27 protein-coding genes and 1 tRNA gene are annotated in these 22,541 nt (G+C 68.7%); 22 read left to right on the top strand and 6 right to left on the bottom strand.

The window, feature by feature from the left end:
* Nucleotides 1–29: 29 nt before the first annotated feature.
* Nucleotides 30–422, bottom strand: coding sequence for a hypothetical protein (locus tag OG245_RS22700; protein WP_371625320.1), 393 nt, complete (start codon nucleotides 420–422; stop codon nucleotides 30–32).
* 506 nt (nucleotides 423–928) lie between these two features.
* Here OG245_RS22700 and OG245_RS22695 point away from each other — a divergent pair.
* Entirely contained in the window at nucleotides 929–1,708 is a 780-nt protein-coding gene (locus tag OG245_RS22695) for a hypothetical protein (protein WP_371625319.1), read from the top strand.
* A 1-nt stretch (nucleotide 1,709) separates the two neighbouring features.
* The gene (locus OG245_RS22690; RefSeq protein WP_371625318.1) at nucleotides 1,710–2,342 is read left to right on the top strand and encodes a ribonuclease D; all 633 of its coding nucleotides are present in this window, start codon (nucleotides 1,710–1,712) and stop codon (nucleotides 2,340–2,342) included.
* 540 nt (nucleotides 2,343–2,882) lie between these two features.
* Here the strand turns inward: OG245_RS22690 and OG245_RS22685 are convergent.
* Both OG245_RS22685 and OG245_RS22680 read right to left on the bottom strand, forming a co-directional pair.
* Nucleotides 2,883–3,536 carry a YdcF family protein gene (locus tag OG245_RS22685; RefSeq protein ID WP_371625317.1) on the bottom strand — a complete coding sequence of 218 codons (654 nt, stop codon included), beginning with the start codon at nucleotides 3,534–3,536 and terminating at the stop codon, nucleotides 2,883–2,885.
* The gene (locus tag OG245_RS22680) at nucleotides 3,533–4,321 is read right to left on the bottom strand and encodes a GntR family transcriptional regulator (RefSeq protein ID WP_371625316.1); all 789 of its coding nucleotides are present in this window, start codon (nucleotides 4,319–4,321) and stop codon (nucleotides 3,533–3,535) included. Before OG245_RS22680 ends, OG245_RS22685 begins: the two co-directional genes overlap by 4 nt.
* A 599-nt stretch (nucleotides 4,322–4,920) precedes the next feature.
* On the opposite strand from OG245_RS22680, the gene OG245_RS22675 reads away from it, so the two are divergent.
* The 10 genes from OG245_RS22675 to OG245_RS22630 all read left to right on the top strand — a co-directional run bounded on the left by OG245_RS22675 (nucleotide 4,921) and on the right by OG245_RS22630 (nucleotide 12,822).
* Nucleotides 4,921–5,310, top strand: coding sequence for a protein kilB (locus OG245_RS22675; protein WP_371627960.1), 390 nt, complete (start codon nucleotides 4,921–4,923; stop codon nucleotides 5,308–5,310).
* A gap of 91 nt (nucleotides 5,311–5,401) precedes the next feature.
* Nucleotides 5,402–5,701, top strand: coding sequence for a hypothetical protein (locus OG245_RS22670; protein ID WP_371625315.1), 300 nt, complete (start codon nucleotides 5,402–5,404; stop codon nucleotides 5,699–5,701).
* Nucleotides 5,698–5,982 carry a DUF6303 family protein gene (locus tag OG245_RS22665; protein WP_371625314.1) on the top strand — a complete coding sequence of 95 codons (285 nt, stop codon included), beginning with the start codon at nucleotides 5,698–5,700 and terminating at the stop codon, nucleotides 5,980–5,982. The genes OG245_RS22670 and OG245_RS22665 overlap by 4 nt, the downstream gene beginning before the upstream one ends.
* Nucleotides 5,979–6,977 carry a DUF2637 domain-containing protein gene (locus OG245_RS22660; RefSeq protein ID WP_371625313.1) on the top strand — a complete coding sequence of 333 codons (999 nt, stop codon included), beginning with the start codon at nucleotides 5,979–5,981 and terminating at the stop codon, nucleotides 6,975–6,977. Before OG245_RS22665 ends, OG245_RS22660 begins: the two co-directional genes overlap by 4 nt.
* The gene (locus OG245_RS22655) at nucleotides 6,974–7,321 is read left to right on the top strand and encodes an RRQRL motif-containing zinc-binding protein (protein ID WP_371625312.1); all 348 of its coding nucleotides are present in this window, start codon (nucleotides 6,974–6,976) and stop codon (nucleotides 7,319–7,321) included. Before OG245_RS22660 ends, OG245_RS22655 begins: the two co-directional genes overlap by 4 nt.
* Entirely contained in the window at nucleotides 7,318–7,935 is a 618-nt protein-coding gene (locus tag OG245_RS22650; protein ID WP_371625311.1) for an NUDIX domain-containing protein, read from the top strand. Before OG245_RS22655 ends, OG245_RS22650 begins: the two co-directional genes overlap by 4 nt.
* Nucleotides 7,936–7,954: 19 nt before the next feature.
* Nucleotides 7,955–8,353, top strand: a complete 399-nt coding sequence (locus OG245_RS22645; RefSeq protein WP_371625310.1) for a DUF3307 domain-containing protein — start codon at nucleotides 7,955–7,957, stop codon at nucleotides 8,351–8,353.
* 106 nt (nucleotides 8,354–8,459) lie between these two features.
* The gene (locus OG245_RS22640) at nucleotides 8,460–10,046 is read left to right on the top strand and encodes a hypothetical protein (protein ID WP_371625309.1); all 1,587 of its coding nucleotides are present in this window, start codon (nucleotides 8,460–8,462) and stop codon (nucleotides 10,044–10,046) included.
* A 2-nt stretch (nucleotides 10,047–10,048) separates the two neighbouring features.
* The gene (locus tag OG245_RS22635; RefSeq protein WP_371625308.1) at nucleotides 10,049–12,163 is read left to right on the top strand and encodes a hypothetical protein; all 2,115 of its coding nucleotides are present in this window, start codon (nucleotides 10,049–10,051) and stop codon (nucleotides 12,161–12,163) included.
* A gap of 200 nt (nucleotides 12,164–12,363) precedes the next feature.
* Entirely contained in the window at nucleotides 12,364–12,822 is a 459-nt protein-coding gene (locus tag OG245_RS22630) for a hypothetical protein (protein ID WP_371625307.1), read from the top strand.
* 134 nt (nucleotides 12,823–12,956) lie between these two features.
* Here the strand turns inward: OG245_RS22630 and OG245_RS22625 are convergent, their stop codons facing one another.
* Nucleotides 12,957–13,973: an HNH endonuclease gene (locus tag OG245_RS22625; RefSeq protein WP_371625306.1), complete on the bottom strand. Its 1,017-nt coding sequence runs from the start codon at nucleotides 13,971–13,973 to the stop codon at nucleotides 12,957–12,959.
* Nucleotides 13,974–14,080: 107 nt separating this feature from the next.
* Between OG245_RS22625 and OG245_RS22620 the strand changes: the two genes are divergently transcribed.
* From OG245_RS22620 to OG245_RS22590, 7 genes are all read left to right on the top strand, one after another.
* The gene (locus OG245_RS22620) at nucleotides 14,081–14,776 is read left to right on the top strand and encodes an SAM-dependent methyltransferase (RefSeq protein WP_371625305.1); all 696 of its coding nucleotides are present in this window, start codon (nucleotides 14,081–14,083) and stop codon (nucleotides 14,774–14,776) included.
* Nucleotides 14,773–15,438, top strand: coding sequence for a DNA cytosine methyltransferase (locus OG245_RS22615; RefSeq protein WP_371625304.1), 666 nt, complete (start codon nucleotides 14,773–14,775; stop codon nucleotides 15,436–15,438). Before OG245_RS22620 ends, OG245_RS22615 begins: the two co-directional genes overlap by 4 nt.
* On the top strand, nucleotides 15,435–16,325 hold the full coding sequence (locus OG245_RS22610; RefSeq protein WP_371625303.1) for a bifunctional DNA primase/polymerase: 891 nt from the start codon (nucleotides 15,435–15,437) through the stop codon (nucleotides 16,323–16,325). Before OG245_RS22615 ends, OG245_RS22610 begins: the two co-directional genes overlap by 4 nt.
* Nucleotides 16,322–16,669, top strand: a complete 348-nt coding sequence (locus tag OG245_RS22605; RefSeq protein ID WP_371625302.1) for a hypothetical protein — start codon at nucleotides 16,322–16,324, stop codon at nucleotides 16,667–16,669. Before OG245_RS22610 ends, OG245_RS22605 begins: the two co-directional genes overlap by 4 nt.
* A complete protein-coding gene (locus OG245_RS22600; RefSeq protein WP_371625301.1) occupies nucleotides 16,666–17,928 on the top strand; it encodes a DUF3631 domain-containing protein in 1,263 nt (420 codons plus the stop codon). Before OG245_RS22605 ends, OG245_RS22600 begins: the two co-directional genes overlap by 4 nt.
* Nucleotides 17,929–18,097: 169 nt before the next feature.
* The gene (locus tag OG245_RS22595) at nucleotides 18,098–18,286 is read left to right on the top strand and encodes a helix-turn-helix transcriptional regulator (protein WP_371625300.1); all 189 of its coding nucleotides are present in this window, start codon (nucleotides 18,098–18,100) and stop codon (nucleotides 18,284–18,286) included.
* 60 nt (nucleotides 18,287–18,346) lie between these two features.
* A complete protein-coding gene (locus tag OG245_RS22590; RefSeq protein WP_371625299.1) occupies nucleotides 18,347–19,711 on the top strand; it encodes a tyrosine-type recombinase/integrase in 1,365 nt (454 codons plus the stop codon).
* Nucleotides 19,712–19,884: 173 nt separating this feature from the next.
* On the opposite strand, the gene OG245_RS22585 is transcribed toward OG245_RS22590, so the two are convergent.
* A tRNA-Tyr gene (locus OG245_RS22585) sits at nucleotides 19,885–19,966 on the bottom strand.
* Between the two features lie 163 nt (nucleotides 19,967–20,129).
* Here OG245_RS22585 and OG245_RS22580 point away from each other — a divergent pair.
* The 3 genes from OG245_RS22580 to OG245_RS22570 all read left to right on the top strand — a co-directional run bounded on the left by OG245_RS22580 (nucleotide 20,130) and on the right by OG245_RS22570 (nucleotide 22,136).
* Nucleotides 20,130–20,618 carry a YajQ family cyclic di-GMP-binding protein gene (locus OG245_RS22580; protein ID WP_006126857.1) on the top strand — a complete coding sequence of 163 codons (489 nt, stop codon included), beginning with the start codon at nucleotides 20,130–20,132 and terminating at the stop codon, nucleotides 20,616–20,618.
* A 285-nt stretch (nucleotides 20,619–20,903) separates the two neighbouring features.
* Complete coding sequence (locus OG245_RS22575) at nucleotides 20,904–21,437, top strand: methylated-DNA--[protein]-cysteine S-methyltransferase (RefSeq protein ID WP_371625298.1); 534 nt, start codon at nucleotides 20,904–20,906, stop codon at nucleotides 21,435–21,437.
* Between the two features lie 57 nt (nucleotides 21,438–21,494).
* Nucleotides 21,495–22,136 carry an alpha-ketoglutarate-dependent dioxygenase AlkB gene (locus tag OG245_RS22570; protein ID WP_371625297.1) on the top strand — a complete coding sequence of 214 codons (642 nt, stop codon included), beginning with the start codon at nucleotides 21,495–21,497 and terminating at the stop codon, nucleotides 22,134–22,136.
* 46 nt (nucleotides 22,137–22,182) lie between these two features.
* Here the strand turns inward: OG245_RS22570 and OG245_RS22565 are convergent, their stop codons facing one another.
* The gene (locus tag OG245_RS22565) at nucleotides 22,183–22,455 is read right to left on the bottom strand and encodes a GlsB/YeaQ/YmgE family stress response membrane protein (protein ID WP_215111171.1); all 273 of its coding nucleotides are present in this window, start codon (nucleotides 22,453–22,455) and stop codon (nucleotides 22,183–22,185) included.
* Between the last annotated feature and the right edge of the window lie 86 nt (nucleotides 22,456–22,541).

Genomic DNA, 22,541 nt, shown 5'->3' with positions numbered 1-22,541 from the left:
AAGCGTCGTGACGGCCCGCAGTTGGCCGCTCATGGACTCTGCCGTGGAATCGGCACGGCGACTTGCAGCTGCTGGAGGCCATAGATAGCGGCGTGGAATGCGGCGGCGATCTCGCGGGCCCGCCCCTCGCTCCCGATCTGGTGCATCGAGATGTACTCGGTGCTGAAGTTGGCTCCGCCTGCTGCGGCACCAGTGGCCACCAGCTCCTCAACAGCGGACCTCAGAACCTTGGCTGCCTCGTCAGTGACGAGTGGCCTGCTGATGACATCGAGCACCACGCTCCACTGCGCCCCCTGGCGGGTGATGCACACGAAGATGGAACTGTCGGCCTTCGCCTTCTTGTAAGCCCTGCGATGGGCTTCCTCTGAAGTGCAGTCAGGTACCAGCGCAGCGGGGAGCGGCATTCCAGGCGTCATTGGCATGAGCCCATCGTTGCAGTCTCCCGTCGACTCGGGGGCTGGTTAGCGCGGAGAGGTAGGGGCGGGAGCACGGGACCCAGCCATTCATCGCCTGAGCACGTACGGGATAGCGCTCGTGGAGTCGGTCACCGGCACGGCCCGGCTTGTGGACGCAGTCGAATGGTGGCCAGGTCAACCGCGCTGCCGCCTGCATGTCGCGCGTCGCCCCCTCACTGATCACCAATAGCTGTGGCCTGTGGCCGGCCTACGCGATCATCGCTCTGAACCGCGTCGCAGCCGTCGCCAGGCGTCAGCGCTGGTCACCAACAAGCGTCCTTTCACGGCTTCAGGACGGTCCGGGAGGGCGTCCGAGCGTTGAGAGGCGGCCACTCTTCTGATCCGTAGACCAAGGCGCGGTGACACGGAAGCTCAGGACTTCACGAAGGTCGCTACAGTCCCCGTACGACACCGACGGCATCTCATTGTCAGTGGCTCGGGATACCGTCGCATCTGTGGAGGAGGGGTAACAGGTGACGAACAACCCGTACCGTCGCGTGACCAGCCTGAAGTATTGGCTGGTCTCAGTGATTTCGCTGATCGTCGGGATCTGCTTCCTGTATGCGTCAGGCCTGGGTTGGTTTAAACGGCACGAGTCAATCGGAACGCTCGCCAATCAATTCGGTGGGCTGGTGATTGCGTCCGTCGCTCTAGCTCTCCTGTGGGAACTGGTTGGTCGACGATCCTTCTTTCAGGAGATGCTGGAAGTTCTGCGTCTGAAAAATGACGTGGAATCTGCGGGACTGGATGCGATCGGAACTGACTACTCAAAGGTGGTCGACTGGGAGAATCGCCTCGCTAGCGCAAAGAAGCTAGATATCTTCGCCGCATGGGCCACAACGTGGCGCAACACACATCAGGTGCGTCTCGCTCGGATCGCCTCCCGCCCCGACTCCAAAGTTCGGGTATGTCTTCCGGATCCCAACGACGCGGACTGCGTCAAGATCCTCGCAACGCGCTTCCACATGTCCGAGGACCGCGTGCGGAGCAAGCTTACGGAGGCGGTCGATGGGTATAAAGACCTCGACGGGAGAGCTAGCACTGGGCGCGTTGAGATCTATGTGTCTACTGCGTTCAGAGCTTTCACCGCGTACCGAGTTGATGACGTGTTCATCGTTAGCCTCTACCACCACAAGGACAGCCGTAGCGGTTCTGTTCCTGCCCTCAGCTGCCGAGAAGGCGGTTCGCTTTACGAATTCTTCAGCGCTGATCTCGAAGGGGTCCTAGATGCCAGCGTCAAACTCTACCCGTAGCATGACTACGGCTGATGATGTCCAGGTCTTGACAGGTGACATTCCTTCCGAGATCTATCGAGGCATTGTCGCAGCCGGTCGACTGGCTTGGGACATCGAAACGAATGGACTCGATCCGAAGGCGGCACAGATCGGGACTTGCCAACTCTCAGCTCCCACGGTGGGAACAATTATTGTCACTGGCCTTGCTGGTGAGGTTCCGCCAAACATGCGTCGCCTATTGATGAATAAAAGGGTGCTCAAGGTATTTCACCACGCTCCCTTCGATCTATCCTTCATGGCAGCGGCGTGGAACGTGAGGGCTGAGCGGGTTGCTTGCACAAAAATCGCGTCAAAGCTCCTCACCCCTGGTGCTGCCAGGGGCGAGCACTCACTCAAGCACTTGATGGCCAAGAACTTTGAGCTGGAGCTCGATAAGTCCGTCCGGTTCACGGACTGGCTTGCGGACGATCTCACTCAGCAGCAAGTCGAATACGCGGTCATGGACGTGGTCAAGCTTCTTGACCTGTACGATATTCTTCGAGATCGGCTTGACAGTAGGGGACTTTTGGACCTCTACGAACGTTGTTGCGCCTTCCTCTCTGCGCACGTTGAGCTTCGGCTTCACGGTGTGGCGGATCCTTTCCAATACTGAGGATTGGATTAGCCACCAAGGTCGGCGGAGCGGATTGGGCCGGAGCCGCTTTGGAGCGAGTGATCATGGCCCGTTAAGTTGATGACGAGTCGGGCAGTCTGTAGACCTGCCCGTAGAAGACAACGTTTGGCCGTGATCGTAGAGGCTCACCCCAGCGTGGCTGTCTAGAGCCGTGGAGCCCACCGCCCCAGCCGCAAAAGCTTCTTCATCTTCGCCCACCGAGCACGCGAGCGGGCCGCCGGGCCCGGCCAGCCGGGCGTAGACGGAAGGCAGGCCGGGAGACTAAGGCGGCCCGTGCCCGCGCCGCGCGCCGGTCCTGATGATGCAGAGAAGTCTGTAGCAGCTCCTCCGTTGCACTTTGGTAGCCGTGGAGTGCGTGACAGTTGGTCTGCCTACCCCCGGCCCGGTAGTTATGCAGATAGACAAGCTCAAAGCCAGAGGGCCAGTGCTGAGTTCAGCACTGGCCCTCTGGCCTGCTTAGCTGCCGCCCTATAGCGAGCCCATGCGACGACGCCCGGCCCCACATGGCCCACAGGGGCGCTAATCCGTGAGCACCAAGCGGCTCGTGAACCCTTCGGAGCACAGATGCTCGTAGGCCGCAGTAACAGAGTCCGGCACTTCTTGCCTGATCATGAAGCCTTGGTGCGGGTAGATGAGCAGACGCTGTTGGGCCCCCACGAGCATGTCTAGCACTAGACGCGGGTCTTTCATGGAGTCGACGTACTCCGCGAGCGTCATAGGGGCCGACGCGCTGACGATCTCGACTCCCGGCCAGAGTTTGCGGGCCGTCGCGTAGGCCCGCCGCTCCTCGTACGGCTTGCTCACGAGCATCACGGATGACACATCGATGCCTCCCCTGGTGAGCAGTTCGCGTGCGAAGTTGATGTTCTCTCCTGTGTTCCGCGCCTTCGGCTCAACGAGGATCGCTGATGCAGGAACGCCCAGTTCCAGCGCCCTTTCCCGATAGTGCTCGGCTTCTCCCCGGGGCATTCGATCGCGTGTTGTCCCGCTGGTCGCTCCTGTGAAGACGATCAGCGGGAACATGCCGCGCTGATACAGATTCACGGTCACATCAGCCACGCCCAAGTCGTGACTACCAAGGCCGACGCCGACCGAGCAGGGCCGCAGTTCGTGGTGCATCTGCTGGAAATCCCAGAGCCGCTGGGCGTCAGACCACGTCTGCACGGAGATCACTGAGCCTCACCTTCCGCCGAGTCGGGAACCTTGAAGTCGTACGCCCAAGCAAAACGGGTCGCTGCGTGAATGCCGATGGCGAACTCCACCACAGTCCCGTCAGCCGTGTACGTGGTCCGATGTAGTTCCACCACCCACTCGCCGGGCGTGAGCTGGAGGAGTGCGGCTTCCTCCGAAGCTGCGGCACGCGCAAATAGTTCCTCCCGGATGTGATCAATCTCGTACCCCGCGTCGTACAGCACGCGATACCCGCCGCCTTTGCCGGCCGGACCCGGCGTCGGGTCGACAAGCCGTGTTCCCTCGACGTGCTCCGGACGGTAGTAGCTGGTCAGGGTGTGCGTTGGCTGGTTCCCCTCCCTCACAAGGCGGGCGCGCGCGTACACATCGGAACCTTCCGGGAGACCGTGTGCAGCAGCCACGGTTGGCGTGGCCGGCACACGGCTAACGCTCTGCGTCTGCTCGCCGCGCTTGTGTGCTCGCCCCGAAGCCACGCGGTCAGCAATGAACGCAACCTCGTCCCCGTCACGCCATTTGGCCTTGTCGTAACGAGCGATGCCGAGCCGCTTTAGTGGCGCCCGGCTCCGCACCACGGTGCCGTGACCTCGGGAGGAGGTCACCAGGCCTTCGGCCTCCAGCGCCTTGTAGGCAGCGTGAACTGTGGACTTCGACCCCTCGCCGCCCTTGACCAGGTCACGGATATGCGGCAGCTGCCGACCAGGGGGCAGCTCACCACTCTTGATCTGCTCGGCCAGTTTGTCGGCCAGTTCCCGCCACTTGGGTGCCACGCCCACTCCTCTCAACGACCTCCAGTCAAACACAGTCCCAGGACTGTTGACAGTCCCAGGACTGTGCGTCATTGTCACCACAGACGCCTCGCAGTCCTAGGACAGCAGACGTCTACGTCCTCTTTGGGCTGCCTGCACAGCACAGGAACGACATGCGTCAGTGCTTGGTGAGTCCCGCTCCGGCGGGAGCCCCGTCAGGGGTTACCGCGCTCATCAGGGAACTGCTGGTCCTTCTGAACTGAACAGTGAACGAAAGCGGGGTGAGAGCCCCCGCTCCCGTGACGGCCGGGTGAGTCGTCGGCAGCAGTACGGCGCGTCGGCGCAGTACGCACGATCCTGCGGCCCTGGAGAACACCACGGTGCCACCCGCAGTGAGCTGCCCTGCTGAGCGCCAGGCAGAGAGATGGCGCCCCACCCTCCGCAGCTCACGCTGCGGCCGGTTGCCTCCCCCGCCCGTCCGGACTGCCCCTGTGGTGGTGCCGTACGGGCGGGGCTGAGGGGAGCTGGACGATCCCGGTTTCATCCAACGAGAGGGGCCCACGACGTGGGGAAGCGTGATCGCGGTACTGGGAACCCTGCTGGGTTCGGTGACCGCCTACATGCTCCAGCAGCGCACCGCCCGCACCGACCGTGCGGATGTCCGCCGGCACGAGGAGCGGCGGGACCGGATCGCGGCCGTCACCGCGCTCACGGTGGCGCTGGCTGATCACCGCCGGTCGATGTGGGTCCGTGAGGACCTGCGGCTGTCCGGCGCTTCGGACGCCGACTACCAGGCAGCCCGTACGGCCAGTCACAACACCCGCTCCGCTCTGACCGCGCCGCTGACCACGCTGGCGATCCTGGCCCCCGAACTTGCCGGGGTCGCTCAGGAAGCGGCCGGTGCGACGTACGCCCTGCGGAACACCGAGAACCGCGAACTCCTCGACTTCTACCGCCGGGCCGCGATCGAGGCCGCGGACGAACTCGTCCGCGCCGCCGCCACCGCCTGACACCCCCACCACCCCACGACGCAGCACGGCCCCGGGATGCACCCCGGGGCCGCTGTTGAGCCGTCACACCTTCACAGGGAGAGAACGACTCATGAAGACCATCGTTGCAGGTCGCGAGCCCGTTACCGCGACCGAGTTCGTTGAGCTGGCTCTGGGCATCGACCTGGAGCTGTTCACCGGTTTGCCCACCGAGTCCGTGATGGACCGGGCGGCCCGTCTGGACGTCGCCCGTGAGGTCCTCGCGGACCTGAGGGAGAGCGACCCGGAGACCGCGGCCTACGCCGAGAGCCTGATGCGGGCCCTCCCGCTCAAGCAGCCCCACCCCAGCGGCCGGCGCGCCCGCCGCACCGCCCGGCGCCCGCTGCACGAGGGTACGGCGGTGGCCGCATGAGCGAGCACACCGCGCAACTGTCCATCCGCACCGGCAGGTGGACCCTGTACGTCGCTCTACTGGGTGTTCCGGTCTCGCAGTGGCCGGAGCACGGCTTCGGCACCGAGGTGGTGCCGACCCCGGCGGAGCGTTCACGAGCGCTCACCGATCTCGGGTTCGTGTTCACGGACGGGGCCGAGTGGGTGTGGCAGGAGTACCCGGAGGGGCCGGACGACGACACGTCGCCGGTCCGGCTGCTGGCCTCGGTCCGGGTGTGTTCACGGGACGGGGGCCTGTCGTGAACAGTGTTCAGATCCGTTCAGCGGAGAAGGCGCTGTCGGTCGGGACGTGGCTGATCGTGGGCGGCGCGATGCTGTTCTCGATCCTCACGGTGACCCCGCTGATGGAGCGGCACAGCCCGAAGGGGTGGGAGTGGACGGCCCCGATCCTGCCGCTCGTGGTTGATGCCGCGGTCGTGATCGTGGTCCGTCTGGACTCGGTGCTGGCGGCCCTGGGCGGGGACGGGGGCCGGTGGCCCATCGCTCTGCGGTGGATGACCGGAGCGATGACCCTCGCCCTGAACATCGCGGACTCCGCTTTGAAGAAAGAGCTGGTCGGGGTCGCGGTCCACGCGGTGGCCCCGCTGCTGCTGATCGTCACGGCGGAGACCGGTCTCGCCTACCGGCGGGCCATCACCGCCGCCCACACCGCCCGCGAAGCGCAGCTCAAGGCCGAGCGCACGGAGCGGGAGCAGGCCGCCGACGAGCGCCGTGAAGCCGATGAGCGGCGGCGGCGTGAGGAGCGGGAGCACGCGGCCCAGTTGGTCCGTGAACAGCGCGAGCACGAAGCCCTGATCACCCGTGAACAGACCGCCCGGGAAGAAGCCGCGCGGCGTGAGGAACGCGAGCGGGCCGAGGCGAAGGAGCGGGCCGAGCGGGAGGCCCGTGAACGCCGGGAGCGCGAGCGTGAACAGCAGCAGGCCGAGCGTGAACGCCTCGAACGCGAAGCCGCCCAGCGCCGCGAGCTGGAGGCCCGGGAACGGGAGGCCCGTGAGCGCCGCGAACGCGAGCGTGAACAGCAGCAGGCCGAGCGTGAACGCCAGGCATTGCTGGCCGTCGGCCCCGCCCTGGAGAAGCAGGGCGAGGAGCGGGCGCGGGCCACGGTCCGGGCCGCGTTCGAGGCCGGGCTGCCTATCCGGCAGGCCGCCGAGCTGTGCGGCTGGTCGGTCGGCTGGGTGACCGCCCGCTACCAGGAACACCGGGATGCGGCCGGACTCGTCCTTGAGGCCGCGAAGTGAGCGCCTTGCCCACCTACCGGTGGCACCTCGCCCCCGAGGGGCTGGCCACCCGCCGTCAGCTCCGCACGCTGGGGCTGCGGCCGGGTGGTCAGGACGTCGTCGCTGAACTCCACCGCCCGCGCCGCCGGCGGGCTCCGCTGGTCGCCTTCCTCTACCGCGTCGACCGGGCCAAGCCGGTCCGCCCGATGACCCCTGCCCGCCGAGCTGCGCTGGCCGCGGCGATGCTCGCCCGCCGCACCTGCCCCACCTGCCGATCCGATGCCGGGTACTGCATCCCGCGCTCGCTCGGCATGTGCAACACCTGCCACGACCTTCCGCTGAACCGAGAGGACACCCCCTCATGAACGCCGCCGAGTACCGCGCCGCCGCCGAACTCATCGTCAGCAGGGACACGTACCGCTTCGGGGGCATCCACCCCGACGATCTCCGCAAGGCCGAGATCTTCGCCCAGCTCGCCATCGCCGCCGCCACCTCCGAGACGGCCGGCGCACACACCGGGTCGGACCACACGGAGACGTTCGAGACCATCCGCTACACCGCCGATGTGGTCTGCATTCGCGGTGCCGATGTGCTGGTCATCGAGCGGGGCTGGGACCCGCACAAGGGCATGAACGCGCTGCCCGGTGGTCACGTCGACCCGGGTGAGTCCTCCCGTGCCGCCGCTGCCCGTGAACTGCTGGAGGAGACCGGTGTTCAGGTCGACGCCTCTGATCTGATGCTGGTCGGGGTGTGGGACGCCCCGGGTCGCGACCCCCGCGGTCGGTACGTCACCGCCGTCTACGTGGTCACCGTCCCCGAGGGCACCGCCGCCCACGCGGGGGACGACGCCGCGGTTGTCCGGTGGGTGCCCCTGGACGCCCCCGGGGCGATAGCGTTCGACCACGGGCAGATCGTAGCCACCGCCCGACGACAGCACCTCGCCTGCGGCCGGGCCATCGGCACCGCCCGCCGGGCCTGACCACCATCTGGGGGCTGTTGTGTTCGCTTCGCTCTTTGTCCTGCTCTACCTCGGTCATCTGCTGGCGGACTACCCGCTGCAGACCGATCACCAGGCCGCTCACAAGGCCGACCGGTGCGCGAGGGGCTGGGCCGCCAACGCCACCCACGTCGCGACTCACGTGGCCACCTGCGGGGCCGCGCTCGCCCTGGGCGTGGCCGTCCTGGACGACGTGACTCTGTCTCTCCCGGTCGCCCTGGTGGCGCTGGGGTGGATCGGCGGAAGTCACGCGTTCATCGACCGGCGGTGGCCGGTGCAGTGGTGGATGACCCGCACCGGCCAGGCCTCCTGGGCCGCCAACGGCGGTGCCGCGCACGTCGACCAGACCGCGCACATCCTCGCCCTGGTCCTCGCCGCTCTCGCACTCACCGCGGCCTGACCCGGGAGACCCGCTCAACGTACGTGCCGCACACAAACGCAGGGCCCGGCCCACTCCTGGACAGATTCGGCCGGGCCCTCCTACTCCGCAAGGGAGTGCGCACAGCATGACGGACACCACGATCACTCCGGTAGTGGCCCCCGAGGCCACACCCGACATCCCGCCACCGACACCGGCACCGCCCGAACAACAGCCCGCACCCACCACCCCGTCGGTGGAGCACACGCCGGGCGGGTGGCCGGTCGTGCCGCTCGCCGTGACCGGCACCAACACCGGCACGTCCCTGGTCGCCGCCGCCGCGCTGGTCGGGGGCGGTCCGGCCGCTCTCGCGGTCGCCGCGACCGGCGCCGCCGTGCTCGGCACCGTCGCCGTCGCCCGCAAGTACCGCGACAAGAAGAAGCCCCGCAAGACCACCACCAACCGCACGTCCCGCACCGCGACCGGCCTCGGATCGACCGGCCGGGGCAGTGGCTCCGGCCGGGTACCCGGACAGGCCCGTAACGGGAACGCCGGCACCGGTAAGAGCACTGGTCACGGACGGGGCAAGTCTGGTCGAGGCAGCGCTGGTTCGGCGCTGAACTCCGGAGCAGCGAGCCGACCGAAGAACAGCACGACCCCCACCCGTAAGACCCCGGGCAAGCACGGATCGGCCGGGGCGGGGGCTGGTGCGGGGAAGTCCGGCGGTCGTGTGGGGCAGGTCAAGGCGCTGCGGGACTCGGCCCGTGCCTCCTCGCCGTCCCGGGCTGCGCGCCGGTCGGAGACGGCCGGTGCCCGTCGCTCGGTCGCGGACGCCCGCAGGAACGCGAAGGACACCGCCCGCACCGGTTCCCTGAAGAGGAAGGGTGCGTTGGGGCGGGCGGTGGGGAAGGCCGCGGGCCGGATCAGCGCCGCCAAGGGTGCCGCTGTGGAGCGGAGCCGCAAGGCCCGTGACCGTAAGGCCGCGGGCACGGTCGCTTCCGAGCGGGATGCGGTCCGTAAGGCCCCTGCCCGTAAGGCCGCGCGGAAGGCGCTGCGGCGCTCTGCGATGCGGTTTCAGGGCCGTCGCTTGCTCGCCGCTGTGCTGGCGGGGGCGTTGGGGCTGGTCGGGCTGGTGTCCACGCCGTTGGGCCGGAAGCTCGGCTGGGCCTGGCTCATGTACCCCGGGCGTCGTCTGTACGCCCGGCTGATGCACACCGCCGAGGAGCAGCGCCGACTGCGCGACGAGATCGCTATCACCGCCCTTGGCGAGGCGGAGGCCGCTGCGGATGCGGAGGCGGCCGAGGACAGCGAGGAGATCGGCGACACGGCGGAGCGGCCTCAGGGGCCGACGCCGGCAGCACCCACCACCACTCCGTTTGAGGGAGAGATCGTGTCTGGTTTCCGGTTCGAGGAGTACGCCGCGGAGATGGAAGCGGCAGCCCAGCAGTACGACCCCGAGAACGCCATGGAGATCCTCGCCATGGTCGAAGGGCTCCCTGCGGCGCTGGCGAGCGTGGCGAACGTGATGCAGATCCTGGCCGAGCGGGCCGACTTCGAGTTCCCGCTGGAGAAGCAGGTCGCGGACGGCTTCAACGACATCTACGGGGCGCTCATGGCCGCCGTCGCGGTCGCGGAGGACATGGGGCCGCTGTTCCGCCAGGCCCACGAGCAGGACATCGCCCGCCACGAGGACCCCCGCAACGGGGTCGAGGCCGAGAAGGGCTGGAACGTCTGACCATGACCACCAACACCACCACCACCAAGAAGGACGAGAACGCCACGGGTGGTCCGGTGTGGGACTGGGCGGCCGGTCACGGACCCGTGACCGGCGCTCTGTCCGCCACCACCGGATGCCTGGCCGTCGCCACCACCGGGGCCGCCACCGGCATGCCCCCCGCCTGGGCCCTCACCGTCGGCGCCGCCGGGGCCATCGGCCACACGGTCAGCAGCCTGCGCGACCGCCTCTCCGCCCGCACCATCGCGATGCGCTCCGCCTCCTGGCTCGTCGGCGCCGGATGGACCACCTGGGCCATGACCAGCGGCCCCCTCACCTGGGCCGCTCTCGGCTCCCTCGCCACGATCGGCGTCGGGATCGGGGCCGCCGCCCGCACCGCCCTCCTCCACGAAGAGGCCCGGGAGCTGGAGGCCATCGCCGCCGACGAGCGCCAGGTCGCCCGCGAACTGTCTGCGGAGCGTCGGGCGATCGCCGCGGAGTGGGTGGACCGGGTCCAGCGGGTCTGCCGCATCACCCTGCGGATCGTCGCCGTCGAAGCGTGGCCCACCGGCACCGGGTTCACGATCGACGCCGAACTCCCCGCCGGCGGAATCACCTACGACCGCATCGCCCAGCACTCCGCCGCCCTCTCCGCCGACGCGAGGCTGCCCCACGGCTGCACCGCCGTCGCCTCCCAGGGCATCGACCAGGGGCGGGTGCTCATCGACGTGACCACGGTCAACGTCCTCGCGGAGGAACGCACCTACCCCTCCGACTACACCCCGCTGTCCCTCTACACGGGCATCCCGTGGGGGTACCGCACCAACGCCGAAGAGATCTGCGTGTTCCTGCGCGAGCAGTGCGCGCTCGTCGTCGGCCCCACCGGGTCGGGCAAGACGAACATGGTCCACGTCATCCTCGCCGGGTTCGCCCGCGCCACCGACGTCCTGACCTGGGTGATCGACCTCAACGCCGGATCCGCCGGCCTCCCCTGGGTCCGCCCCGCACTCGACACCAACGGAGCCCCGGTTGACGGGGTCCGGCCGGGAGTCGACTGGCTCGCCTCGACCTACGAAGAGGCGGTGCTGATGCTGGATGCGGCGCTGGCCGTGGGTCTGAGGCGGAAGGTCGCCTACCAGGACCTGATGGCCAGGGCGAACACGGACCTGTTGCCGATCAGCGCGAAGATTCCGCAGATCATGCTGGTGGTTGATGAGGGTGCGGAGATCCTGACCAGCACCGACCGGCGCATGAAAGACCTCGCCAAGAAGATCCTTGAGGTCATCCGGATGCTGCGGGCCATGGGCGTCCGAACCGTCCTCACCGCCCTGGGGGCCACCGGCTCTGTGCTGGGGAATCTGATGATCCGGCGCGAGGCCAAGGCCCGGGTCTGCCTCACCGGCGGGGAGACGGAGGGCATGGACCTGTCCAAGGTCTTCCCCGGCGCCCGCGGGCTCCGTCCCGACCAGGCCCCGTACAAGGGGGCCGGGTTCATGGGCACCCCCGAATCCGTGGCGGCCCTGTTCAAGGTCTGGCGGATCCTCCCGAACCAGATCCGCGACATCGTCCACGCCACCACCGACATCCACCCCACCCTCGACGACATCAGCAGCAAGGCCGCCGGACCCGCCTACGCGACCCGGTGGGACCCGGACCGCACCGCATGGATGCGCGACACCAACCACACCCCCGACACCCGGCCGGCCGACCAGCCCGCCGCTGCTGGGGGTGGGCTGAACCTCTCCGCGCTGCGGGGGGAGTCGGCGGAGGAGGCGTTGGCGCGGAAGTTCCGGGAGCAGATCGACGCCCAGTTCGCCACCTTCAACCAGCCCGCAGCCGCCGGGGAGCCCGACACCGAGCGGCCCGCGCCGCCCAGGCTGAACCTGTCCGCCCTCCAGCCCGAGGACAACGCCGCCCGGCAAGCCGCCCTCGCCCTGCTCCTCGCCGCTGGCCTCGACGGCACCGGAGCGTCGGCCATCGCCCGCGGCCTCGCGGACGAGCACGGAACGACCCGTCAGACCGTCGTCGGCTGGCTCAAGACATGGTCGGAGGACGGCACCGCGGTCCGCGTCGGCACCGGCACGAAGACCCGCTACGTCCACCGCAATCACGCCCCCGGCAACCCTGCCGAGGGGTGAGCGCTTGTCACTTGTCGCCACCGGCCCAAGAAGCGCCCTGGACGGCCTTGTGAGGGCCGGAAACGGCTTGTGACCTGCAAGGCGACAAGCGACAAGACAAGGCACACGACAAGGCACACGACAAGCGACACGACAAGCCAGCACGGCCCACACCCCCACCCAACCAGGGGTGTGGGCCGTGCTGCTGAAGGAGCCCCGTCGTGCATGAAACCGCGTACCAGATCACCACCCTCACCCCCCACCAGCCCGCCCCGAACCCCGGCCTGCTGCCCACCGAGATCCCGCCCGGCGTCCAGATGGTCACCCTCCCCGGCGGCATGCGGACCCTCGCTTACACGCCGCAGCAGGCTCCGCCCGCGCCGCCGGTCCCGGTCGCGCAGCCGATCCCGACGTGGGCCAAGACCACCGCCCTGCTCACCCCGACGATCGGCGGAGGCATCGCCACCGCCGGGATCGGACTCTCCTACGCAGCCCCGGGACTGATCGCCATGACCGACGCCCTCTGGGCCGCCGTCGCCCTCATCGCCGCCGCAGCCATCGGCGTCCCCATGCTCCTCCGCATCGGCCGAACCACCACCGGCAAGGCCTCGACGCACATCACCCAGAACATCACCGCCAGCGGCATGTTCGGCAAAGCCAACGGAACCATCAACCGCTGAGGAGCTTCTGTGGCCGCCCGCTGCGTCGTGGCCGAGCACCCAGCCCGGCCACGACGCCATCACCACCACCTACACCTGACGAATGGAGGCCGTGGGCGCCTCACGCCGATGCCACAACAGGCGCCCCCTCCCTGTTAGGAGGCGGCTGCCGGGACGCGGCTGGCGGGAATGGTCGCGCGCGCGGTCCAGTGCTGGCGCCAGTGGGCAGCGAGCCATACCTCGTGCTCAGGCCGCAGGCTGACCAGGGGAACCTTGCCGTGCAGTTCGGCGTACGCCGGGTAGCCCTGGAGTTCGTCGTCGACTTCGATGCATCCGGTTTCGGGGTTGACGCCGATCTGGCCGCGGTCGAAGAGGCTGTGGACGTCGTTGCGCAGGAGCAGGCCGCCCCAGTCGTGGTGCTCTTTCTCGTCGGCATAGCTGTACAGGTGTGCCGCCTGGAGAGCCCCGGCCGGTGCGGGTCCGGTGAACGCGCACACCTGGCCGTGGTCGTCCAGCAGCTGCTGCCGGAAGGGCTTCTGGCCCACGCGGGCGCGGACCTCCGAGATGCGGTGCCCGCCCGCGATCTTCCTGCGTTCCCTGCCGCCTGCCGGGTTCCCGCGGTCGCCTTCGTTCTCGTCGTCGTCCAGGTCCAGGTCGCTGAAGTCGACTCCGTCGAGCGCGAGGAGGGCATCGCGCAGCCTTTCCCAGCGGGCGGGGCGCATGCTCAGCTGGGAGTCGGGCGAGTCACACAGGGCCCGCAGCTGCTTGCCGTCAAGCAGGCCCCGGCCGTCCATCCATGCTTCGCCGTGACGGGACCTGTAGGTGACCACCCGCTTTTTCTTGCTGCCGGGTTCCTCGAACATGGCGGGGCACTTGTTGCAGCGCCACGTCGGCTTCAGCCGCTTGCGCCGCTTGAAGTCGGCCTTCTTGCACTCCGGGCAGAAGTAGAGCGTCTTGATCTCGCTCCCGGTCTCGATCCCGGAAATCACTCCGAGGCCGAGCAGCTGCTTCTTGTCCCACAGCGCGATCACGTCCCCCACAGCGATACGCGCGTGGTTGGGGACCGTGTCGTCCCAGCTGTAGTGCTGCGACGGGTCGTCGTCATACCCGTCATTGCCCCCGTGCTGCCGGTCCTCGTCGCCCACAGCCAGCACCAGCCATGCCGTCGTCACTGCGCCCCCTTTACGTGCCGATGAGCCGGGGCAGCCGCCCATCTCGCCAAAGAAAACGCGGCTGCCCCACACCCCCAGCCCACTCAACAGAACTGGAGAACACCAGGATGCCGTACCCCACTGACACCCGGGCCCGAACAAGGCCCAAGCCGCGGTTACTCGACCTGTTCTGCTGCCAGGGCGGCGCGGCCAAGGGCTACGCGGACGCCGGGTTCGACGTGACCGGCGTCGACATTCACCCCCAGTCCCGCTACCCCTTCGCCTTCGTCCAGGCCGAAGCGGTCGCCTACGTGCTGGAGCACGGGGCGGAGTTCGACGCCATCCACGCGTCGCCGCCGTGCCAGCACGACAGCGACTGCCAGCGCCTCCAGGGCAACACCCACCCCGACCTCATCGCCCCCACCCGCACCGCCCTCCAGGCGACCGGGCGGCCGTGGGTGCTGGAGAACGTACGCGGCGCGGTGCCGAAGCTAGAACAGCCGGTGATGCTGTGCGGGTCCATGTTCGGGGTGGAGACTTACCGGCACCGGTACTTCGAGACCGGCGGCGGTCTCACCCTCCCTCAGCCCCATCACCCCCCGCACCTGGTCCCGCAGGCGAAGATGGGCCGCCCCATCCCGCCCGGCCACTACGGCCAGTTCGTCGGCAACTTCTCCGGCGTCCAGCACGCCCGCAACGTCATGGGTGTCCCCTGGATGAACCGCGACGGCATCCGCGAATGCATCCCGCCGGCCTACACCCACCACATCGGCACAGCCGCACTCGCGTTCCTCGCGGCGGCTGGTCTGGGGGTGGCCGCGTGAACGCGCGTGTGCTGCCGCTGCGCAAGCCGAACGGGCTGCGGGTGCTTGACCTGTGCTGCGGGGCCGGTGGCCTCTCGATGGGCTACTACCTCGCCGGATACGACGTCACTGGCGTCGACCTGCACCCCATGCCGAACTACCCCTTCACCTTCCACCAGGCCGACGCCCTCGACTACCTCGCCACCATCACGGCCACCGGGGAGATCGAACGGTACGACCTGGTCCACGCCTCCTGGCCCTGCCAGAACAAGGCCCGCGTCACCGCCTGGCGCGGCAGCCGCGACGACCACCCCGACCTGATCACCCCCGGCCGCGAACTCCAGGCCGCCTGCGGCAGGCCCTGGCTCATCGAGAACGTTCCCGAAGCCTCCTGGGACGGCACCCTGCGCCCCGACTACCTGCTGTGCGGCTCCCAGTTCGGGATCAACGTCCGCCGCCACCGCGTCTTCGAGACCTCATGGGGCGGCGGCGGTGACCTGCTCTCGCCCTGCTGGCACCACAAGGGACTGCTGGCCTTCGAGCACAAGGGCGAGCGGGCCTACGCGGACGCCATGGGCTGCACCTGGATGACCAACGTCGAAGCTCGCCAGGCCGTGCCCCCCGCCTACACCCAGTGGATCGGCCACCAGTTCCTCACCCACGAAAGGACGGCCGCAGCATGAGCACCCGACTTCTCACCGTCGCCCTGGACACAGCTGAGCGCGGCTGGCACGTTTTCCCGCTCCGCCCCGCGGACAAGCGCCCCGCCCTCCACGGTGAAGCCGTCTGCCCGCTGACCGGGGACTGCGCGGGCGGTCACCACAAGTGGGAGGACCGGGCCACCACCGACCCGGACCGCATCCGCCGGGCCTGGTCCCACGGCCGGTTCAACATCGGGATCGCCACCGGCCCCTCCGGGCTGGTCGTGGTGGACCTCGACTTGCCCAAGCCCAACAGCAGCACGGACACGCCTTCCGGCGTGACGACCTTTGAGGCGCTCTGCGAGCGCGCCGGACAGCCCGTCCCCACCACCTACCGCACCCGGACCCCGAGCGGCGGACACCACCTCTACTTCACCGCCCCGACCGGCATCCGGCTGGGCAACACCGCAGGCACCCTGGCCCCCCTGGTGGACACCCGGGCATGGGGCGGATACGTCGTCGCCCCGGGCAGCACCACACCGGCCGGACCCTACGAGGTCACCGACCCGGCCCCCATCATGCCGCTGCCCAACTGGCTCCTCACCCTGCTCCAGCCCGCACCCCGCAGCCCGGTCGGGCCGCTGGCCATCCCGGTCATCAGCGGCAGCCGCGCCGCAAGGGCCGCCCTGGAGCGCGAATGCCAGCGGGTTGTCGCGGCGCCGGAGAGGCGTGGCAACAACACGCTGAATCACAGCGCGTTCAAGGTGGGGCGCTTCGTCGCGTGGGGCGACCTCGCCCGGCACGAGGTTGAGGAGGCCTTCCAAGGGGCGGGAGAGGCCCGGGGGCTCACCGCTGCCGAGTGCCGCGCCACGATCCGCAGCGCCCTGGACGCCTCCATCCGCACCGCCCGCCCCCGGGAAACGGCATGAGCACCCCGCCCCGCTCCCCCTTGGAAGGCCATCCGCCCACGTCCAGGCTCAGGCTCGCCGAACCGGCCCCCGCCGTATCCGGCAGTGGTGCGCCGAAGGTCGTCGCCGAAGGCGTCCCCACTGCTGTTCGCCCTGACCAGCAGACCGGAGACGGCCGTCACCCCATCGCCTGGCTCACCATCACCGCACCCCGCGGTGCGACCCCCACCGCCACCAGCATCTGCCAGTGCGGGCGCAACCTCTTCGCCGCCGGCCACCACAAAGCCCTGGCCCTGATCGCTGACCACATCGACCACAAGACCCGCTGCCCGCTCCGTGCCGACCAGGAAGGCGCTGCCGCATGAACGCGACACCGACCACCGCGCCCATCGACGGTGCCGCCCTCCTCGACGAGGTGGAAGCCTTCCACCGCCGGTTCAACGTCTTCCCCACCGAACACGCCTACGTCGCCGTCGCATTGTGGGACGCGCACGCACACCTGATGGAAGCCCTCGACGGCACCGCCCGCATCGCCTTCCTCAGCCCCGAACCGGGCTCCGGGAAGTCACGTGCGCTGGAGATCATCGAGACGCTCACGCCGCGCGCTGCGACGACCGTCAACGCCTCCGCGAACGCCCTGTTCCGGCTCGTCTCCGCAGACGAGGGCACACCCACCCTCCTCTTCGACGAGATCGACACCGTCTTCGGCCCGAAGGCGGGCGGGAACGAGGAAGTCCGCGGCTTCCTCAACTCCGGCTACCGGCGCGGAGCCAAGTCCCTACGCTGCGTCGGAGACGGCTCCGAACAGAAAGCAGCGTTCTTCCCCTCGTTCTGCGCGGTCGCCATGGCCGGACTCGGCTCCCTGCCCGACACGATCCTGACCAGGTCCGTCATCATCCGCATGCGGAAGAAGGCCCCCAACGAGAAGTGCGAGCCCTACCGGCGCCGCGTCCACGAGAAGCAGGGCCACCTCCTGCGCGACCGGCTCGCCGACTGGACCGCCACCCTCCACGACCAGGTAGCCGAAGCCTGGCCCGAGATGCCCGAAGGCGTCACCGACCGGCCCGCCGACGTGTGGGAACCGCTCCTCGCGGTCGCGGACGCGGCCGGCGGGCACTGGCCGTCCCGGGCCCGCGCGGCGTGCATCGAGCTCATCAAGTCCGCGGCCAGCAACGACGAAGCCTCCCTCGGTGTGCGGCTGCTGACCGACCTGCGCGACAAGGTGTTCTGCGGCGTCGACAAGATGCCCACCGCCGCCATCCTCGAAGTCCTCCTGTCCCTCGACGACTCCCCGTGGGCCGACCTGAGCGAGGACGGGCAGGCCATCAAGCCGCTCACCGCCCGGCGGCTCTCCAAGCTCCTGAGCCAGTACGTGCGGCCCGACAACAGTCCGATCAAGCCCAAGGGGATCCGGGTCGGCAGCACCACCCCCAAGGGCTACTACGCCGAAGACCTCACCGACGCGTGGAACCGCTACTGCCGCCCCGCCCCCCAGGAATCCGCAACATCCGCAACATCCGCAACACCGCAGGTCAACGAGGGTGAATCTGTGGCGGAAGACCCTTCCGGGACCCGCCACATGTTCGCGGAAACCGCCACACCCACCCTCCGCAGCGTGGTCTGACACCACCCACCCGATAGGTGCCGCCGCACCCACGTGCGGCGGCACCTATCCGCAACAGAAACAGCATCCGCCACAGATCCAAGCCGCTGACCAGCAATGTTGCGGCGTGGCGGATGTTGCGGATCCCCCAGAGCGAAGACGAGAGACCACCTCGAAGAGGAGTCACAACGTGGCCCGCCCCCAGATGCTCAAACTCCCCGAAGTCCTCACCGAGATCCAGATGAGCCGCGCTGCCTTCTATCGGATGCGCGCTCGCGGCCAGGCCCCCCGCCTTCAGAAGCTCCCCAACGGCCACCTACGCGTGAGCCGTAACGATCTGGACGCGTGGTGGGAGCGCTGCGAGGAGCGCGCCGCATAGTCACCGCCATCGACCGCAGGGGCCCGTCGCATCGACGGGCCCCTTTCTCACGGGAGCAACATGCACACGTACGACGTGCGGATCTGGGCAGTACGACAGCGAAAGGACCGCGGACAGAGTTCCGCAGAACTCCGGTGGAAGACAGGTGCGACACCGCACTCGCAGACCTTCCGCACCAAGACGCTCGCTGACGGCCGGCGGGCGGAGCTGCTCCGGGCCGTCCATGCCGGAGAGCCCTTCGACGAAGCGACCGGCGTACCTCTCAGAGAACTACGTCAGCGCAAGGAGGTGGGTTGGTATCAGCACGCACGCAACTACATCGAGATGAAGTGGCCGCACTCCCCCGGCTCGACACGGCGCACTCTCTCCGAGGCGATGGCGACTATCGCGCCCGCCCTGGTCACGGACACCAAGGGCATGCCTGACCCCAGAGCGGTACGCACCGCTCTTTACGGCTGGGCCTTCAACATGAATCGGCGTTCCGAGGAGCCTCCGGCCGAAGTAGTCAAGGTACTGGCCTGGTTCGAGCGAAAGTCGCTGCCGGCGTCGGCCCTGGCCGACCGCATGCACGTCCGTGCCGCGCTTGACGCCCTCACCAAGAAGCTGGACGGCACCACGGCTGCCGCATCAACCATCCGGCGGAAACGAGCGATTTTCCACAATGCCCTTGGATACGCCGTCGACGCCGGACTCCTGTCTCAGAATCCCCTGCCACAAGTCCAGTGGAAGGCGCCCGAGCAGGTAGAGGAAGAGTTGGACCCTGCAACCGTCCCGGACCCTCGGCAGGCTCTCGCCCTCCTGGATGCCGTCCGGACGCAGAGCGCCCGGGGCCGCCACCTGGTCGCGTTCTTCGGGTGCATGTACTACGCGGCAGCGCGGCCGGCCGAAGTAGTCGGCCTGTGCGTCAAAGACTGCGAGCTTCCCCGACGCGGCTGGGGCATTCTGCAGCTACGCGAAACCCGCCCCCGCTCCGGATCAGCCTGGACCGACAGCGGCACCGCGCACGACCGCCGAGGGCTTAAGCACCGCCCGCGGAGAGCAGTGCGTACCGTGCCGATCCCGCCTGACCTGGTCGCTCTGCTTCGATGGCATCTCATCGCCTACGGCGCGGCCCCGGACGGACGGATCTTCCGCACCCAACGCGGTGGGTTGATCCAGGACACCGGATACGGCGAGGTGTGGGCAGAGGCCCGCACACGAGCCCTGACGCCTGCCCAGCGGAGTTCGGCCCTGGCCAAACGACCGTATGACCTACGTCACGCGGCAGTGTCGACTTGGCTCAGTTCAGGGGTGGAGCCTCAGGTGGTTGCCCAGCGCGCCGGCCACAGCGTGGCCGTACTGTTCCGCGTCTACGCCAAGTGTCTGGACGGTGCAGCGGCGACCGCGAACGCCCGGATTGAAGCAACATTGCGGGCCGGTCAGTAGGGCCCAACCGTGCCCCACGCCTGCCCCACACAGGCTGATCAAAGGTGGGATTCGGGCGAGACAAGGTGAGACAGACGGGCCAAAATTGACGATGCCCGTTGTCACACTTGCACACATGCAGAAACCCCGCCCGACCTGCGGTTAAAGCAGATCGGACGGGGTTTCCCGTCCTGTGGCGGCGCCAGGGTTCGAACCTGGGTAGGCTGAGCCGGCAGATTTACAGTCTGCTCCCTTTGGCCACTCGGGCACACCGCCTCGAACGACGCGTTGGATCTCGTGGTGAGCTCCTTGGCGACGACGTAAACAATACCTGATGGCCAGGGGTGCTCCGCCACCTCATTGATCAGCCGCCGGAGGGTGCGGCGGTGGCTAGGCTTGCGCTGTATCCCCCAGCATTCGACGCAAGGAGCCACACGTCATGGCCGACTCCAGTTTCGACATCGTCTCGAAGGTCGAGCGGCAGGAGGTCGACAACGCCCTCAACCAGGCCGCCAAGGAGATCTCCCAGCGTTACGACTTCAAGGGCACGGGCGCCTCGATCTCGTGGTCGGGCGAGAAGATCCTGATGGAGGCGAACGGCGAGGAGCGCGTCAAGGCCATCCTCGACATCTTCCAGTCCAAGCTGATCAAGCGCGGCATCTCGCTGAAGTCGCTGGACGCCGGTGAGCCGCAGCTCTCCGGCAAGGAGTACAAGATCTTCGCCACGATCGAGGAAGGCATCTCCCAGGACAACGCCAAGAAGGTGGCGAAGATCATCCGCGACGAGGGTCCCAAGGGCGTCAAGGCGCAGGTCCAGGGTGACGAGCTGCGGGTCAGCTCGAAGAGCCGGGACGACCTGCAGGCCGTGCAGGCGCTGCTGAAGGGGCAGGACTTCGACTTCGCGGTGCAGTTCGTGAACTACCGGTGATCAAGCGCTGAGATCCGTACGGGCGTTGCCGGATCACTTGAGCCGAACCGGGCCGGGCCGGCACGACCGACCGGGCCGGGAGGGCTGGGCCAGGACGGCCGGGCCGGGCCGAGCACGACGTACTGAGCCGAGCGCGACGGGGGCACACCGCCGAGGCCGACCTCGACGGCGTGCCTCTTCGTGTGCCGGGCGGCCCCGGGGGGCGGGTGCGGTGTCCGAATACCGCCAGCGAGGGTGCGGCGGGCGGGCGCAGACTGGCGGTACCGACCGGGGAAGTGAGAAGGCATGACGACGACGGTGTACGCGCGGGTGGAGAGCCCGTTGGGTGAGCTGCTGCTGGTCGGCGAGACGGTGGCGGACGGGCCGCACGCGGCCGGTGCGGGCGGGGCGGCCGGGGTCCGGCTGCGTTCGTTGTCGATGCCCGGCCAGAAGGGCGGCGCGGCCGTCCAGGACGGCTGGCGGCACGCCCCCGAGGCGTTCGCGGAGGTCGGCCGGCAGTTGGAGGCGTACTTCGCGGGGCGGTCGACACGGTTCGACGTGCCGTTGGCGGAGGGCGCGGGCACGGAGTTCCAGCGGCGGGTCTGGGCCGCGCTGGAGTCGATCCCGTACGGGAGCACGGTGTCGTACGGGGAGGTCGCGGCGCGGGTCGGGTCCTCGGGGGCGGGAGTGCGGGCGGTGGGCACCGCGATCGGGCGCAATCCGTTGCTGGTCGTGCGGCCGTGCCACCGGGTGATCGGGGCGGACGGGGCGTTGCGCGGGTACGCGGGCGGTCTGGAGCGGAAGAAGCTGCTGCTGGGGATCGAGGGCGGGGCGGGCTGAGCCGTGGTGCCAGGGCTTCCGCCGTCCTCGGACGGCCTGTTCCGGCGGGAGCGGAGAGTGGTCGCGCCGGGGGCCGTCCATGTCCCGGAGTGGCTGCCGGTGGAGCGGCGGGCGGAGTTGGTGGCGGCGTGCCGGCAGTGGGCGCGGGGGCCGGTCCCGTTGCGGCACACGGTGCTGCCGGGCGGTGGGGTGATGTCGGTGCGGACGGTGTGCCTGGGATGGCACTGGCAGCCGTACCGCTACGTCCGTACGGCTGACGACGTGAACGGCGCCCGGGTGGCCGCGTTCCCGGACTGGCTGGGCGACCTGGGGCGGGCGGCGGTGGCCGAGGCGTACGGGGACGAGGGTGCGGCGGAGGCGTTCGCACCGGATACCGCGCTGATCAACTTCTACGACGACACCGCGCGGATGGGCATGCATCAGGACAAGGAGGAGCGGTCGAGCGCTCCTGTGGTGTCGTTGAGCATCGGGGCGACGTGCGTGTTCCGCTTCGGGAACACGGAGGGACGCGGGCGGCCCTACACGGATGTGGAGTTGGCGTCGGGGGATCTGTTCGTCTTCGGCGGGCCGTCGCGTTTCGCGTTCCACGGGGTGCCGAAGGTGTACGCGGGACCGGCCGACCCGGCCGCGGGGCTGCGGGCCGGCCGGTTGAACCTGACGCTGCGGGAGACCGGGATGGCGTCAGGGGACGCGCGGTAGGGCGTTGTGCGACGGGCGTTCACAGGCCCCGGTGTCCGTCCCCGGGTCAGCGGCGTTCGCGGGAGTTGCCGAACAGCAGCCGGTAGGCGATGAGCAGGACCAGTGAACCGGCGATGGCGGCGATCCAGGTCGCGGTGTCGTAGAAGTCGTTGCTGATGGGGCGGTCGAGGAACTTGCTGGAGAGCCAGCCTCCGACGAAGGCCCCGGCGACGCCGATGAGCGTGGTGCCGATGATGCCGCCCGGGTCGCGTCCCGGGAGGAGGATTTTCGCTATGACTCCGGCGAGCAGCCCGAGAATGATCCAACTGATGATGCCCATGTGGCTGCACCTACCCCTTGCTTCGTCCTGAAACCCAAGACGTCGGGGGCCTGCGTTCGGTTGCCCGGGGCGTGTCCGTCGGGGTC

The sequence above is a fragment of the Streptomyces sp. NBC_01116 genome, from assembly GCF_041435495.1.
GTDB lineage: Bacteria > Actinomycetota > Actinomycetes > Streptomycetales > Streptomycetaceae > Streptomyces.
This window is presented reverse-complemented; position numbering and strand designations above follow the sequence as displayed.